Below are 14,891 nucleotides of genomic sequence, written 5' to 3'. Positions count from 1 at the left end.
GGTAAGTCCGCTGGGATTTTTATTTACGGGAGCTATACAACTGTACTTTTATATTGCCCAATCCCTCTACAGCATGCACAACCATAACGGCCAGCTTTGCGTCGTTCGCTTTATCCTGAAGTTGTCTCACCACGAGAAAGAGATCCTGATATAAATAGGAGAAATCCACATGCTTTTGCGGATATTTCTGTTTTAACTTCTGATCGATCTCCTTCAGTTTTTTTCCTGTTGCAAGCAGATTTTGTACCAATTGAGCGCTTACCTGGGGCGTTAACTTATAGGTGGCCTCATACTCCAGAATATCTTTATACAGCGTGCCCATATGCTCTATCGTTTCCTCGCCGCGCAGCGCCCGAAACTCCGCGAGGTAGCTGTCTGTCGTATACTGCTGGTATTTAATAATTCCAAGATACACAACCGCGAGAATCAATGTGTAGAGCACCAGCTGTTTCCCGATTTTTTTCTTCACTGCAACCCCCTCCGCTCTTTTCCCTTCTGTACATGTTATTCTTGTCCTCCACGGTTTTATGTCATAAAAAACACCATGGCCGATTAACCACAAGTCCTAACATGAAAATGAAGGAAAGGCAGCTATTCTGTCATAAGAAAGAAAAAAGGGACAGCCCCTTCAGTTTAGAAGAACAATTCTTTCTCCCATTGCTTAATCTGCTGCTCCAGCGTAGTGCGGTGTACCTTATGATGCTGAATCTTTTCTTTGTGCTTTTCCACTTCCTGTTCCAGTTGATAACGCCAGCGGCGAATTTCCTGGATTTTGCTGTCACAATCATGAATTTGTTTGATCCGGTCCATATAATAGACAGGCAGTTGGATAATGTTTTTCTTCATAGCAACCATCTCATCGACAAGCCGGACGGCGAGCCGTTTCGTTTCTCTTTCCGTCTGGGCATCGCTAATACTTGTGTCGATACGATTCCATAAACTTCGCAGCAGCCCCTCTTCCTCCTCTTCCGTCTCTTCCGCCTCCGCTCTGCGTGCCTGAAGCTCCACCATCCGGTTCCATACCGTTTTCGCCTTCCCTTCAAAAATGCCTTCAAACTTACGAATGTCATGCGGCAAACGGTGAATGAGGGCGGTTTTGATGTTGTCTCTTTCCTCTGCAATCTGATCGAGCTGGCGCTGCAGCACTTTCATATTGCCTGTCTTCTGCTCCAGCAGCCGGTCTTCAAGCTCTATGGCATATGTATGCTCTTTCATCTTGGCCTGCAGGTGATCGTAAATCCCCCGCTTTTCCTGCCAGTAACGCAAAAAGCTACAGATTCGCTCTTCCGTTTCTTCTACGGTTAACTTTTCGTTCCACAGAAACAGGGCATAAATAACGAACGGCAGCATTCTCTCGCGCAGTCGCTGTGCTGAAAACGTGGACAATGTTTTGGCGGAAGGCTCAAACAGTTGTTGTATATATAAGGCAGTGCTCTGGGCGTCCGGCCGCAGCGGTTCTTTAAGAACTTCATCGGATCTGCGCATACTCTCAATTTTGTCGCCTTCATAAACAAGCAGATCAAGCAGCGTTTCGCCCGAGAATTCTTTCTCCGTTTTTGTCAGCACGGCAATCGCCCGGTCAACAAGCAACCCGGTATTTTGAATGACATCTTCTTTTGTTATGTACGTAATTTTCTCATTATGGATGGTTTGATTAAGACGAATAAGCAGTTTGAGCAGCAGCTCATTTCTGGACCAGCCGCTTGCACGGGCGACTTCTCTCTCTAAAGTTAAACTCAGTTTGCCTGACAGCAGCTCAAGCATACTGCTTTTGTCGAGCAGTGCAAACAACAAACGCGCGGCCGGGTCAGGCAGGGACACAAGTGCATTGACAAATGCCTGTTTCTCCATGGTCGGCTCTCCTCTCCTACTGGCTTCACGAACCTATATGCATTTACTGTATCATAAGAAATCAACTTTACTTGGTTTAATTCACATTTTTGTCACATTCGACAAAATTAGAATAATATCCTTCTGAAAACGGTACAACAATTTGACAAACTTCACATGAAAAACATGGCATACTAAAGATGTTGTAACCACTCCTCTACTTTCGTCCCTGTCCTATACGGCAGGGATACTTTTTTGACCGAAAACGTAACATCCGTCACTGCCGCCGTCTGGCAGAGAAGATAAAATAATGTATAATGAAACAAGCACACCATCTGAAGGGAGTAAAAAGCAATGATGTCACAGACCCCTTATGAAGCTATCGGCGGTGAACAAACGATTCGCAAACTTGTAGCCGCATTTTATTCGCGGGTAGCGAATGATCCGCTGCTCAGCCCGATCTTCCCTGAAGATTTGACTTTGACCGAACAGAAGCAGTTTATGTTTCTGACGCAATTTCTGGGTGGAGAACCACTGTACAACAACATGTACGGGCACCCGATGATGCGGGCGCGGCATATGGCGTTTCAGGTAACGCCGCTGCGTGCGGAGCGCTGGTTAAAACTGATGAAAGAATCGATGGACGAAATCGGCATGGAAGGTCCTGCCCGGGAATACATGTATGAACGTCTGATTCAAGTGGCGCACCATATGGTAAATTCACCGGATGACGAAACGACCAAACATCTGGCTTCTTTATAAGAACAAAAAACACGGAGCGAATCGATGATTCCACTCCGTGTTTTTTGCATAGTTATCATTCTAACAGTCATACTAAAAAAGAAACCCGCAATACATCACTTCCTCATTTTAAAAAGGAGGATGAATGCAATGAACATGGCGGCTCTCATCGTAGGCATCGCTGCGGCTGTTACACTCGGCTATTATTTAATTCCGGTTTTCAGCCCGACACTTGCCGAACGATTAAAGATTGCGGAGGCAGAAAAGGCTCCTTCCGATTCTGAAACAGAACGGTAAGGAGCCTTCCGTTTTAGCCAAGCATAGCGGTAATTTTGCGCACGTAATTTTGTGTTTCCTTAAACGGTGGAATTCCACCGTATTTCTTTACATTACCGGGACCTGCATTATAAGCGGCAAGCGCTAGCTTAATATTGCCGTCGTATTGCTCCAGAAGCGATTTCAAATACCGGGTGCCGCCATCGATATTCTCTTCGATACTAAACGGATTCTTCACGCCAAGCGCCGCGGCCGTGCCGGGCATTAGCTGCATAAGTCCCATGGCGCCCGCTTTGGAGCGAACCGTCGGATTAAACCGGCTCTCCTGATAGATAACGGCGCGCAGCAAATTCTCCTGAACACCGTATCGTTCGGCGGCAGCTGCAATCACCTTATCAATATCCGCTCGGCCCACTGAATTCGTTGCTGCCTGCGCGTATGGATTTACAGGGGGCACTATTTTACGCGCTGTAAAAGCCGCAGGGAGAGGAGTCTGTGCTTCCTGCAGAAGGTCTTGCGTCGCTTCTTCCGACATTGGCTGACCAACATCATCTACCGCATGGGCAGATGCCGTCATCATCGCCATCATAAAACCAGCTGTAGAGCTTTGCCTGTTCGGATCAATGGTAAGTGCGGCCGCTTCGTCTTTGACCGCTGCCGCCAGCATATCGGCGAACGTACCGGCCTGTCCTCCCACCATCTCCTGTCCCAGCTTCTGCTTAAGTTTCGGATTCTTCTCGGCCATCGATAATATAATACTGTCTGCAAACCAGCTCGGCGAGACGACTTCCATCCTTGCATTCCCCTTCCCTTTCTTTCCATTCTTTCTTATTTTACCTCTTTTTTCCCCGGCAAAAAAGATATATTTTTACAGTGTCCATATTTTACACGTTCTCCTTTCAAATGTATACTTATATGGATACCATTGATACGTTAGCACTGGCGAGGTGGTCATTTTCTTACCTCAAACTACAAAATCATTTTGCAGAATCAAAGCATTTTAATATAGGAGGAATAGACTTGTTACTGGAAGAAATTAAAGGGCTTCACTTCGGCAACTTTTATCTGCAGCATTCGCAGCCAACCGATACCGCTCTCATTTATCATGATACAACCATTACATACGGTGAGTTGGACCGCTCCATCCGGCAGTATGCCACTTACCTTCAGCAAAACGGCATCCAGGCGGGCGATATAGTCGCACTGAGCTGCTATAATACGCCTGAATTTATTTACAGTTATTTTGCCATTACCCGCCTGGGTGCCATTGTGGTGCCGCTGAACCTGACACTCACCATGGAAGAAATTACATACATTATCCGCAACGCCAGCACGAAAGCCATGTTCGTGCACGAAAACATTCTCGCCAAGCTGCACGCCACACCAGAACAACTGAAGGTTGCACTCGGACTTGAGAATGTGTTCGTCATTAACCCGGATACCACAGCTACCATTGCGGCGCTCGAGCCCGTGGAGATGATGGAAATGAACCCGGACTCCACGTCTACTCTTCTGTATACGTCAGGTACGACCGGAAAACCGAAGGGAGCCATGCTCAGCCACAAAAATCTGATGGCGAACACCGCTTCCTGCAACCGGATGCTTAAGCTGAATTCTAACGATACGTTCATGTGCGTGCTGCCGATGTTCCATACGTTCGGATTTACAACATCCGTTCTACTGCCGCTATACGCAGGGGCTGCCATCGTCATTCATGAAGCGTTCCATCCAAAGGAGATTATGCAGTCACTCGTACAAAACCGTGTAACCGTATTCTGCGGCGTACCGGCCATGTATGTCGTATTGGCACAGGCGCTTCGCTCCGGCAATGCGGAATTTCCTGACTTGCGGTTGGCCGTCTGCGGCGGCTCGCCGATGCCGGTGGAAGTACTGAATCTATTCAACCGCCAATACAACATTCCGCTCGTAGAAGGATACGGCCTAACAGAAGCATCTCCTGTCGTTAGCTTAAATCCGCTGGACGGCGAGAAAAAGCCCGGATCGATCGGCAAGCCGCTCCCTGGCGTAGAAGTGCGTATCGTTGACGAGAAAGGAAACGAGCTTGCGGAAAATCAAGACGGAGAACTTCTTGTAAAGGGTCCGAACGTCATGCAGGGCTACTACAATATGCCGGAAGCGACCGCAGAAACAATTGTAGACGGCTGGTTGCATACGGGCGATATCGCCTATAAAGACCATGAGGGCTACATCTTTATCGTGGATCGTAAAAAAGATATGATTATTACCCGCGGTCTTAACGTTTATCCGCGCGAAATCGAAGAAATACTGTACCGGCATCCGGGTGTGCTGGAGGCGGCCGTCATCGGTGTTCCCGATGCGGTAAAAGGTGAAGTCGTTAAAGCTTTCATCGTGCCGAAAGAAGGAGAGACGCTAGACCGCCGAATGATTCTCGATTTTCTGAAACCGCATCTGGCCAATTACAAAATGCCGCGTTTCGTTGAAATTACAGACTCGCTTCCCAAAAATGCAACCGGCAAAGTCATGAAAAAAGCATTGCGAAATCTCCCGCACTAACCAAGTGCATGGATAACGAATAGCAATAAAATCACAACCGTCAGCACAGAAAATGGATTTTTTCCGGCAAGCGGAGAACCCGGATTATACAGGCTCATGCGCAGAAAGAAAAAAACGATAAACGCAAACAGCCAGACACCGCCCAGCAAATGGCGGTCCCACGGGGCCACGATCCTAAGCATCATTCCTCCGTGCAATGCGGCGACCGCAATCGCCATTTGGGAGAGAAACGAAAGGCTATGTGCACCGGCACGACCAAAACGGCGAAGCGCTGCGCGTCCTCCTCTTCCCAACATGAAAAACAAAAGATATGGAACGAGTGTAACGGCCAGCGCTATATAACCGATACCTTGCCCAACTTGATACCATATAGTATCTGCCTGTACCTCCCCGCCTGCGTTTTCCGCAGGCGGTGTTTTTTTGGCGGAAGGGTTATCATAAGGAGTTGATACGGTTGTTTTTCCGGGCTTTGGCCCGGAAACCGCCGTTTCATTACTATTCGCATGTTCATCACCCAAAGAGGTGGATGGAGGCGGGATGGAGGCGGCTTCCTCTCTCTTCCGCTTTTGTTCCGCCTCCGTTTCTTCGGCATTACCGCTATGCGCGGCATCCGCATTATCCGTTTCCGCGCCGGGCTCCATCGACTGATTCGCTTCGACTTTTACCGTATCTTGAGCGGCCTGGTCGTTATAATCCGGAACCGGATCCATTATTATCAGAAACAGTAAAATACTGAAAACTACAATTCCAATCAACAAAATGAACCAAATAATATTCCGGACCCACACCCTCTCTTCAGCTCCTTCAAACCGCTCGTACATTCATTAGTTATATATGGCATGCTTGACCCAAATATGCGCGATTACCGCGATGAATTGGTGATAAATTGTAACAATTTCACGTTACAAACATGGGGGATGCCATTATAATTAACGATGAAAAAAATAAAAAAGGGGGATTTTTACATTGTTTAAGAGGTTGATTTTTACTCTTTTTCTCCTTCTTTTATCCCTTTTCACCGCTGCATGTTCTTCGACGGACGCCAAACAGGAAACATTGCCGAACGGTGATATGCTGGAGACGACCGGCGGCATTCATGAAATCCCGCAGATGTTAACCAATACAGACGACGGAATTTTACATGTATACAAGCTTGCTTTCAAATACCAGGAGGTCATGAAACAAATTCCCGTATATGACGGCAGTCAATATTCCAACCTTCTTCAGGAATTTCTGTATAAAATCAACCCGGACGGAAGCATTGTGTGGAACTCTCACGGCAGCATCAGCGGCAAAGCGGTAGCGGTTGCTACTGACGTCATTACGATGACTGAGGCCGGAAAGCCGGTGCCGGAAATCCAGCAAGCAATCAAGAAGAAGCATGGCGGAGAATATGGTGCCGATTCGCCCAGGCGGGACTACAAACCATAAGAAAAACTCGTGGGCGTTGCCGGTCTTTCCTATACTATAAAAAAGAAGCGCAGGAAGATAAAGTTACATTCCTGCGCTTTCTGCGTTTACTGTTTAAGCAATGATGTTCGTACCATGTCACTTACATGACTTTCGGTTGGGAAAAAGGAATCTTGTTAATCTTTTGTGCCAGTGCAAAGTCTTTGCCGGTTAATCCGTTCTTTTCTTGTGTTGTCAAGCGCAGCTTAACCTTGTTGTAGCGAATGTCGATCTCAGGATGATGATGCGCATCTTCGGCGAATTTACCGACTTGATTTACAAATTCCAGCGCTTCTCGGAAGTCGCCGAATGTTACCTTCCGCTGGATGGAAACACCGTCTTCCAGCGTCCATCCGGGAATCCTGGAAAGGTTCAACTCGATTTGCTCTTGCGACAACTTAGCCATTTTCATCATCCTTTCTTCCTCTTCCTATTTTTTACCCATTACCACTTTATGCAAAACCTAGGCGTTTTTTTCCCTAGGCAGGGAAACAATAAACAATGATCCTTCGCCCGGTACGCTCTGCACCCGGATGTTTCCGTTGTGGCTTTGCACCAGGCTTTTTGTAATAGCGAGGCCCAATCCGAAGCCTTCATATTTTTTGTTATAAGAGGAATCGGCCTGTTTGAAAGGCTGATAAATCTGCGCAATTTGTTCTTTGGAAATACCTATTCCATTGTCTTCTACTTCGATATAGCACCGGTCATTCTGTGCGTATGTACGAACAATGATACATCCTTCGGAAGGGGTATATTTAATTGCATTTTGCAGTATATTTACAATAATTTGTTTGATTTTTCCTCGGTCTGCCAGCAGCCAAAGGGGCATATCCCTATGGTTAATCTGAATAGTATGCTTCTTTTTCTCCGCGCTCGTCGCAAGCTCTTCAACAGTTTCATTCACCACTTCCTCTACCTTAAACCGCGATAGCTTCAGTTCAAGCCTGCCGGATTCAATACGCGAAAAATCGATTAAGTCATTAATCAAATTCAATAAATCTTCCGACTTGCGGTGAATGGTCTGCACAAACTTTACATTGGTCTTATTTTCTTCTCTGGCAAGACGCTCCTCCAATAGCTCGGAATAGCCCATGATCACGGTAAGAGGCGTACGCAGTTCATGGGATACATTGGCCAGAAATTCTGTTTTCATTCGATCCAGCTCCGCCAGCTTCCGGTTTGTATCTTCAAGCATTTTATTTTGCCTGGTCATCTTTCTAATAAACGACCAGAGAATACCGATAAGCGCCAGAATAATCAGCACGCTTACGATCAGCTCTCGGCCATAAGCTTTCTCCGGCACAGTAACAACCCTATAAATGAGCCAACCTACCAGAAATAAAACAAAACCCAAAAAGAACGGAACACAGCACTCCAGGGAATACTTACGCTTCACCTTTCATCCCTACTCTTCCGCACAGGGTGCGGAAATCGATGTCTCCCCACTCTGTTTGCCCTGCATAAGATACATGTCTATCTTCTCCAGGAAGCTTCGAATGCGTACCGGCTTTGTAATGTAGCCAATACAACCGGCCTCCAGCGCTGATTTAATATCGGACTTCATCGCCAAAGCAGACAATGCGACAATCGGAATAGAAGCTAGCTCAGGTATGGATTTAATCGTTCTAGTAACAGCCAGGCCGTCCATGCGCGGCATATGAATATCCATCAGAATTAAATCCGGATAAAACGTTTCCAGCATATTGAGTGCATCCATACCGCTCTCGGCCACGTACACTTCGTATTCCGGTTTCAATTGCAAAATTTCAATAAACAACTCACGGTTTGAAGGGTTGTCTTCCACAAGTAAAATACGATATCCCATCTTGCGTTCCCCTTTGTTTTTTCAATAACCTTATTATCGGATGCGCGAAAACACGGCGGACACATTCTGCGAAGAAGGCAAAATATAATCCGCCACTCTCATAACCTGACCACGTTCTACAAAACGCAGCGGACGCTCAATATAGGCAAAAATCTTTCTATGCGTATGTTCACGTATCCCTTCCAAAATCTCTACATAACCGGTATGAAATGATTGGGCCACAACTAGAATGTTATTGTCAGGATATTTTTCCATCATTTCGATAGCTTCTTGTTTTGATTCTATCATAAAAGCAAGGAAAGGTAGATCCTCTTTTTGAATTATTTTAGAAAAATCAGGAAAATGTTCAGAGAAATCCGCCGTATAAAAAATAAGAAGCGGTTGAACTTCGCCGGTAATGGCGTAAGTGCTGTGTGTGGATATTTTCTCCACCCACAGTGGAAGATGAAAAGAAAATACGCTTCCCCTGCCGAGTTCACTTTTCACTTCTATGTTCCCGCCATGCAGCTCAATCAACTGTTTCGATAACGCCAGTCCAAGCCCTGTTCCTTCATATTTGCGATCCAGGCTGCCGTCATTTTGGTAGAATTGTTCGAAAATCTTTTCCTGCTTTTCGGCTTCGATTCCGATTCCCTGATCTTCTACCCGGACGGTCACAGTATGACCGTCTTGTTTAAGAGTAACCCGCACTGTACTTTGTACAGTGCTAAATTTAATTGCGTTACCCAGTAAATTTAATAAAACTTGCCGGATTTTTGTTTTATCTGCTGTTACCTGCAGGACTGAGCACTCCGTTTCCAGCACAAGCGATATCCCGCGCTGCTCCGCTTTTGCCTGCAACATAACCAGCGTACTGCGAATGACTTGGACCATATCGAACCGGGTTACTTCCAGCTCGTATTTTCCCGCTTCAATCTTGCTTAAGTCAAGAATATCATTAATCATTGACAGCAGATGCTCCCCCGCTCTTACGATATTGTGCGTAAAGTTTTTCTGTGCAGGAGAAAGACGATTTTCCGGATCTTCATACAGCAATTCAGCAAAACCGATAATGCCTGTCAGCGGCGTACGGAGCTCATGTGACATATTGGCAAGAAATTCTGATTTTAACCGGGTAGCCTCCTTTGCACGCCGGGATTCCTCCTGCAGACGCACATTAGCCTGTCTCAGCTCTTCGACCAGGCCCGCAATGCTTAAACTCATCCGGTTGAACGCCTTGCTTAGCTCCCCCCATTCATCTTGGTTCGTCACCTCTACTTGAGTGGTGAAATCTCCCTGTGTCATCCGGCGGACACCATGAAGCAGTGATAAAATAGGGTTCGTAATGCTACGTGACATGTAGTAGGAGAACAACAGCGCAAGTAACAGCGTAACCCCGATTACGATGTATCCGACCCGTACAGAAGACCAGGCATTGTTGAGCATCTTCTGATTATCGCTACCGATTTCTTGAATCTTTCGCTGTGAAAGTATTTCTACTTCATTCATCAATCGAATAGCGAGCGGCTGCGCTTTTGAATTTAGCGTTTCAAGCGCATCCTTCGGATTATTGCGCTGATAGACGGGAATCACTTCATTCCGCAAAATAAGTTCCCAATCTTCACTGTGAATAATAAACCTCTCAATTCCCTCTTGTTCCTGCGGTAATGCGCTATCTCTTAAATTCTCCTCGATTTCCCGCGCACGGGCGCTTGCCTCTTCAAACTTCTCCCGAAATTCTTCTCTGCCTGTCGTAATATACAGCATAACATAGTTGATTCGCTCCATAATCGTGCTTTTCACTTGCAGTTGCGTAGTCAGATTCGGTACCGATTGGTTGATGACTTTATCATTATCGTGTACTACACTCAGCAGTTGATTGTTCAAAACAAGCATACCGCCCCCGGCGAGCAGCACAACAGCCAGAAATACGCTGAAAAACTTGAATCGAATCGACAAGTTATTCCATCTTTGAAATGCATTCATTGTATTTACTCCACTTTTTACTGGCATCGTATAGACTGGGTATGTATCGGCAAAGAAAACGCACCCGTTTTATACTCTTCCAGCTTTTGTTTGACTTTTCCCTGAACGGCCGGGGGAACCATAGGGCCGAAGTGGGCCAAGTCCTGTCCCCCATCTTTAAAATCAAAAGTTAGGCACCCGGCGGGCAGCGTTCCCTCTTTATACTTGCGTGCAACCTTAAGGTAAACGTCCGCTACATTCTGGAGTATACTTGTCACCACTGTTTCTTTCGAGACAAACGATTGATCTGAAACATAACCGATTGCCAATCGCTTTGCATGATGCGCTTCCATAAGAACATCAATATTGAAACCGTCGCCCATCGGAACAAGAATATCAACGCCTTCATCTATCATCCTCTTGGCAATCTGCACGGCTTTGCGCCCGTCATTCCAACTGTTTACTTCCCGTACAATTACTTTATTTGCCCGATTTTGCTCTTTTGCTGCCTGGATAAACGGTTCGATTTCATACATGGAACTGTAAGCGGGAATTAAGCCGATTTTATGCGTTTTCGTCATCAAACCCGCCACAACTCCCGAGAAATAGCCCATTGATTCCGGCGTGAAATTAATGGCAGATACATTTGCTGCTGCCGCCCTTCCATTAAAGAAGACGAAGCGCGTATTCGGATAGGCGGGCGCAAGGTTATTGAAAACTGTTTCAAAACTGCGTCCGTTTCCGAATATCAACTGGTATCCCTGCTCTGCCAGCTTTTTTGTCTCGTCGGCCTGCTTTTTCTCCGTGTTTACATACTGCATGTAGAAAATTTGCGCATTCATTTTCCGTTCGATTTCTTTAAGGCCAACATATGCCTGGTTATCCCAGCCTTGATCATATATTTTTCCTTCTAGAAGCAGCGCCACTTTCAACGGAGCTTCAGGAGGCGTCACGTTTTTTGTTTCTTCAAACGAAGAGGATATTGAACAGCCAACCAGCAATAGCAACGCCAAAAGAAGAAGTAGTTTTCTCAGCATACGGCACATCCCTTTTTCTATGGCTATATTACCATTGTAAACATTTTACCTTACAGCGCTGAAGTGCAAAAATTGCAGAAAAAAATCCAGACCTGTACGTTTCTGGATTTTAAGGGTTGTAAATATTATATTGTTTAATTTTGTAGTACAGCGTGCGCAGTGAAATATCCAGTTTCTCGGCTGCCAGGCGGCGGTTGCCTTCCACTTCGTTCAGTACTTTTTCAATATGCTTGCGTTCCACTTCTTCAAGTGTCGGCAAATGCTCAGGAATGCTCGTGACGAAATCTATCGCGTTCTGAACCGTCTCCCTCAAATGCGGAAGTTTAAACGGTTTGCAAATATAATCAAGCGCTCCAAGCTTCATTGCCTGAACGGCGGTTTCAATCGTCGCGTAAGCAGTAACCATAATGACCTGACATTCTTCGTCTATTTTTTTCATTCTGCCCAACACTTCAATTCCACTCAACTCCGGCAATTGGATATCAAGCAGTACAAGCTCAGGATGATGCTGCTCGTACATACGCAATGCTTCCTTTCCCGAATGAGCAGTTATAATCTCCACCTGCTCTGATTGAATCGCCGTTGCCATCAGGAAACAAATATCTACATCATCATCAACAATCAATACGGTCGGCTTCCCTCTCATTTCTCACCCTCCTATCCGTTTTCTGTGAAGATCATGAAATAAAGAAGGAAGGAGAGAGGAAAAAAGATCCGAGGAAGAAAAAGGCCATCGCCTTTTTCCACATTGAAATCACCTCCTCGTTCTCTTCTCCCTTTTCCTTCGCACCACAAAAGTCAGCCGCCTTTCCCTTCATTTTTATGGCAGGACTTATGGCTAATCGGCCACGGTCATTCTCACCTTCGTTAAAATATCACGCGCGATATGGACGCCGCACGCTCCCGCTTGTGCCAATCCCCGAGTAATGCCTGCACCGTCGCCCCCGGCGTACAGCCCATGAATCTCCGTCTCGAAATTCTCGTTTAAATAGGGACGCGCGGAATAAAATTTTGCTTCTACCCCATAGAATAGCGTATGTTCACTGGCAATTCCAGGCGTTACGTGATCAAGCGCTTCCACCATCTCAATCAAACTCTTCATTGTATTATACGGGAGCACAAGACCTAAATCACCTGGTACCGCTTCTTTCAGCGTCGGTTCGATAAACCCTTCTTTCAGGCGTTTTTCCGTCGTTCTACGCCCCCGCTTAATGTCCCCGTAGCGCTGCACGATAACCGATCCGTTGGACAAATCGTTTGCATGGCGGCAGATTTCTTTAGCATATTCATTCGGCTTATCAAACGGCTCCGTAAATACATGGGATACAAGCAGAGCAAAATTCGTATTCGGAGATCCTAGCTTCTCATCTTTGTAAGCGTGTCCATTCGCAGCCATAACCCCGCTATGATTTTCTATCACTACGTGGCCGCTTGGATTTGAACAGAAGCTCCGGATAATTTGGTCGGTCGTCGATTTGTACAAAAATTTCCCTTCATACAAATGACGGTTAATCTCTTCCATCACTACATTTGTCGTCTCAACGCGCACGCCGATATCGACCTGATTGTTGAGCAGACGCAGCCCCTGACGCTTCAGGATATTACCAAACCATTCGGAACCGTCGCGCCCTGGAACAATCACCACTTTATCAGCCATATATGTCTCGCCGGATTTACATTCTATACCTTTAATTTGAATACCGTCTTCCGTTTTTTCTGTAAGAATGTCGGATACTTCGGTTTTAAACTTCATCGTGATCTTTGTCTCTAATTCACGATAGATACTCTGAAGAATCTTAAGGTTTTGCTCCGTACCAAGATGACGTACATTTGCACGGAGCAGTTTAAGACCCACACCGGCCGCTTTGCGCTCAATTTCTCGTACTTCAGGCGTAGTCGGGTCAGTAATGCTCAGTGTCGCTCCGTGCTCAAGATTGATTTCATCCACATAGCGAATTAGCTCCAGCACCTGGGACGGAGGAAGATAATCAGTCATCCAACCGCCAAACTCTGTGGTAATATTGAACTTTCCGTCCGAGTAGGCACCCGCACCACCGAATCCGTTCGTAATAGAACAGGCCGGCAAACAGCCGCTAAACTCTTTTCGTCCGGCGGGAGGCGGGCATTTCTTTATTTTTTTCTCCAAAATCGGACAACGGCGCTTAAAAATATCATGTCCTTTATCTATTAACAAAACATCTAAGGCAGGATTTTTTCTGGTTAATTCATATGCCGTAAAAATACCAGCAGGTCCGGCACCTACGATTACTACATCATACCTCATCTGTTAAAAGCCCCCTTGAATGCAAAAGCTATTTCGGAAACCTTTCTGAATTATACCGCCTACCGTGGCAAAGAATCAACCAGAAAGCCGAATGTTTTCTTACCACTTATATATTTCGTTCGTCATTTTGTATATGAATATTCGGAAACTGCCGTTCCTGCGACGAATAAATCAATCCACCCGTCCATCAATTCATTTTCTGACATGAAAGATAATGACTGATTTGCTTCTCCATGCAGAATGAATGAATAGACGCGGGCAAATAATATACTGTAGAGACCGGAGGCGACAGCGTAGCTGTTTACATTTTGCCGGATTTGACCTGCAATCTTATAGTACTCAAAGAAAGCCGTCAATTTCTCGATAATTTTTTCGGTAAACATTGCGACATATTTACGGCATTCTTCCATTTTCTCCGCTTCGCTGAGTAAAAGCTTAATCAATGGTAGCTCCTTTTTGAATGTGGAAATGAATGTACGAACGATGGCACGCAAATCACGTGCATAATCGTCAGTTATACCCTGTACAATATATTCACTGATTTCGGCCAGTAACGCATGACGTTGAAGCATCTCCGTAAACAGTTTTTCCTTACTTTCAAAATGGCGATATACAGTTAAATCGTTCACCCCGGCCAAACGGGCGATTTCACGAATAGTTGACGCTTGGAATCCTTTTTGTGAGAAGATTTCCACAGCTGAATGCAGGATTTTCTCTCTGGTTCTCTTTACTCGCGGGGAATATTTCTTTTCCATATATATTCTCCTTTTCTCTATATTCTTTCTCTATGTCAACTTCTAAAGAAGTAGGTAAAAAAACCTATGATACCAGTATCCACCATTTTTACCCATGAAACAAGCTACAATTTAAAAAAACAAACAGGAAAATGATAAAGAACACAAAAAAGCTTCAACCCTTATCGGATTGAAGCTATCCTTCATTGTTATACGTATATAGACAAATACAAAAA

Annotated in this window: 16 protein-coding genes; 4 read left to right on the top strand and 12 right to left on the bottom strand. The window is 45.6% G+C overall.

Annotation, left to right across the window (positions count from 1 at the left end; all coding sequences use genetic code 11):
• Nucleotides 1–19: 19 nt before the first annotated feature.
• Nucleotides 20–469, bottom strand: coding sequence for a hypothetical protein (locus tag ADA01nite_RS14220; RefSeq protein ID WP_146810941.1), 450 nt, complete (start codon nt 467–469; stop codon nt 20–22).
• Between the two features lie 164 nt (nt 470–633).
• Nucleotides 634–1,851 (bottom strand): hypothetical protein, encoded by a 1,218-nt coding sequence (locus tag ADA01nite_RS14215; protein WP_146810940.1) that lies wholly within the window; start codon nt 1,849–1,851, stop codon nt 634–636.
• A 336-nt stretch (nt 1,852–2,187) separates the two neighbouring features.
• On the opposite strand from ADA01nite_RS14215, the gene ADA01nite_RS14210 reads away from it, so the two are divergent.
• Both ADA01nite_RS14210 and ADA01nite_RS22120 read left to right on the top strand, forming a co-directional pair.
• Nucleotides 2,188–2,592 (top strand): globin domain-containing protein, encoded by a 405-nt coding sequence (locus ADA01nite_RS14210; RefSeq protein WP_146810943.1) that lies wholly within the window; start codon nt 2,188–2,190, stop codon nt 2,590–2,592.
• 129 nt (nt 2,593–2,721) lie between these two features.
• The gene (locus ADA01nite_RS22120) at nt 2,722–2,868 is read left to right on the top strand and encodes a hypothetical protein (protein WP_170230298.1); all 147 of its coding nucleotides are present in this window, start codon (nt 2,722–2,724) and stop codon (nt 2,866–2,868) included.
• A 13-nt stretch (nt 2,869–2,881) separates the two neighbouring features.
• Here ADA01nite_RS22120 and ADA01nite_RS14205 read toward each other — a convergent pair whose 3' ends face one another.
• Nucleotides 2,882–3,640, bottom strand: a complete 759-nt coding sequence (locus ADA01nite_RS14205) for a lytic transglycosylase domain-containing protein (RefSeq protein WP_246147348.1) — start codon at nt 3,638–3,640, stop codon at nt 2,882–2,884.
• A gap of 227 nt (nt 3,641–3,867) precedes the next feature.
• Here ADA01nite_RS14205 and ADA01nite_RS14200 point away from each other — a divergent pair, with 227 nt between their 5' ends.
• Entirely contained in the window at nt 3,868–5,382 is a 1,515-nt protein-coding gene (locus ADA01nite_RS14200; RefSeq protein WP_218029567.1) for a long-chain-fatty-acid--CoA ligase, read from the top strand.
• Here ADA01nite_RS14200 and ADA01nite_RS14195 read toward each other — a convergent pair.
• Entirely contained in the window at nt 5,379–6,170 is a 792-nt protein-coding gene (locus ADA01nite_RS14195; protein ID WP_146810938.1) for a hypothetical protein, read from the bottom strand. The two genes, ADA01nite_RS14200 and ADA01nite_RS14195, sit on opposite strands and share 4 nt — an antisense overlap.
• Nucleotides 6,171–6,348: 178 nt before the next feature.
• Between ADA01nite_RS14195 and ADA01nite_RS14190 the strand changes: the two genes are divergently transcribed.
• A complete protein-coding gene (locus tag ADA01nite_RS14190) occupies nt 6,349–6,813 on the top strand; it encodes a PCYCGC motif-containing (lipo)protein (RefSeq protein WP_170230297.1) in 465 nt (154 codons plus the stop codon).
• A gap of 121 nt (nt 6,814–6,934) precedes the next feature.
• Here ADA01nite_RS14190 and ADA01nite_RS14185 read toward each other — a convergent pair whose 3' ends face one another.
• From ADA01nite_RS14185 to ADA01nite_RS14150, 8 genes are all read right to left on the bottom strand, one after another.
• Complete coding sequence (locus ADA01nite_RS14185) at nt 6,935–7,237, bottom strand: 4a-hydroxytetrahydrobiopterin dehydratase (protein ID WP_146810936.1); 303 nt, start codon at nt 7,235–7,237, stop codon at nt 6,935–6,937.
• A 57-nt stretch (nt 7,238–7,294) separates the two neighbouring features.
• Complete coding sequence (locus tag ADA01nite_RS14180; protein WP_146810935.1) at nt 7,295–8,227, bottom strand: sensor histidine kinase; 933 nt, start codon at nt 8,225–8,227, stop codon at nt 7,295–7,297.
• Nucleotides 8,228–8,236: 9 nt separating this feature from the next.
• Nucleotides 8,237–8,656 (bottom strand): response regulator, encoded by a 420-nt coding sequence (locus ADA01nite_RS14175; protein ID WP_146810934.1) that lies wholly within the window; start codon nt 8,654–8,656, stop codon nt 8,237–8,239.
• A 33-nt stretch (nt 8,657–8,689) separates the two neighbouring features.
• Nucleotides 8,690–10,621 carry a sensor histidine kinase gene (locus tag ADA01nite_RS14170; RefSeq protein ID WP_170230296.1) on the bottom strand — a complete coding sequence of 644 codons (1,932 nt, stop codon included), beginning with the start codon at nt 10,619–10,621 and terminating at the stop codon, nt 8,690–8,692.
• 17 nt (nt 10,622–10,638) lie between these two features.
• On the bottom strand, nt 10,639–11,637 hold the full coding sequence (locus tag ADA01nite_RS14165; protein WP_170230295.1) for a BMP family ABC transporter substrate-binding protein: 999 nt from the start codon (nt 11,635–11,637) through the stop codon (nt 10,639–10,641).
• Between the two features lie 109 nt (nt 11,638–11,746).
• Nucleotides 11,747–12,283: a response regulator gene (locus tag ADA01nite_RS14160; RefSeq protein ID WP_146810931.1), complete on the bottom strand. Its 537-nt coding sequence runs from the start codon at nt 12,281–12,283 to the stop codon at nt 11,747–11,749.
• 192 nt (nt 12,284–12,475) lie between these two features.
• Complete coding sequence (locus ADA01nite_RS14155) at nt 12,476–13,921, bottom strand: NAD(P)/FAD-dependent oxidoreductase (RefSeq protein ID WP_146810930.1); 1,446 nt, start codon at nt 13,919–13,921, stop codon at nt 12,476–12,478.
• 122 nt (nt 13,922–14,043) lie between these two features.
• Nucleotides 14,044–14,676 (bottom strand): TetR/AcrR family transcriptional regulator, encoded by a 633-nt coding sequence (locus tag ADA01nite_RS14150; protein ID WP_146810929.1) that lies wholly within the window; start codon nt 14,674–14,676, stop codon nt 14,044–14,046.
• Between the last annotated feature and the right edge of the window lie 215 nt (nt 14,677–14,891).

The sequence above is a fragment of the Aneurinibacillus danicus genome (assembly GCF_007991215.1).
In the GTDB taxonomy this organism is placed as follows: Bacteria; Bacillota; Bacilli; order Aneurinibacillales; family Aneurinibacillaceae; genus Aneurinibacillus; species Aneurinibacillus danicus.
This window is presented reverse-complemented; position numbering and strand designations above follow the sequence as displayed.

Coding starts and splice junctions, on each gene's coding strand:
- ADA01nite_RS14215 (WP_146810940.1), bottom strand. CDS start 1,851: ATGGAGAAACAGGCATTTGTCAATGCACTTGTGTCCCTGCCTGACCCG.
- ADA01nite_RS14210 (WP_146810943.1), top strand. CDS start 2,188: ATGTCACAGACCCCTTATGAAGCTATCGGCGGTGAACAAACGATTCGC.
- ADA01nite_RS22120 (WP_170230298.1), top strand. CDS start 2,722: ATGAACATGGCGGCTCTCATCGTAGGCATCGCTGCGGCTGTTACACTC.
- ADA01nite_RS14205 (WP_246147348.1), bottom strand. CDS start 3,640: ATGGAAGTCGTCTCGCCGAGCTGGTTTGCAGACAGTATTATATTATCG.
- ADA01nite_RS14185 (WP_146810936.1), bottom strand. CDS start 7,237: ATGGCTAAGTTGTCGCAAGAGCAAATCGAGTTGAACCTTTCCAGGATT.
- ADA01nite_RS14175 (WP_146810934.1), bottom strand. CDS start 8,656: ATGGGATATCGTATTTTACTTGTGGAAGACAACCCTTCAAACCGTGAG.
- ADA01nite_RS14170 (WP_170230296.1), bottom strand. CDS start 10,621: ATGAATGCATTTCAAAGATGGAATAACTTGTCGATTCGATTCAAGTTT.
- ADA01nite_RS14165 (WP_170230295.1), bottom strand. CDS start 11,637: ATGCTGAGAAAACTACTTCTTCTTTTGGCGTTGCTATTGCTGGTTGGC.
- ADA01nite_RS14160 (WP_146810931.1), bottom strand. CDS start 12,283: ATGAGAGGGAAGCCGACCGTATTGATTGTTGATGATGATGTAGATATT.
- ADA01nite_RS14155 (WP_146810930.1), bottom strand. CDS start 13,921: ATGAGGTATGATGTAGTAATCGTAGGTGCCGGACCTGCTGGTATTTTT.
- ADA01nite_RS14150 (WP_146810929.1), bottom strand. CDS start 14,676: ATGGAAAAGAAATATTCCCCGCGAGTAAAGAGAACCAGAGAGAAAATC.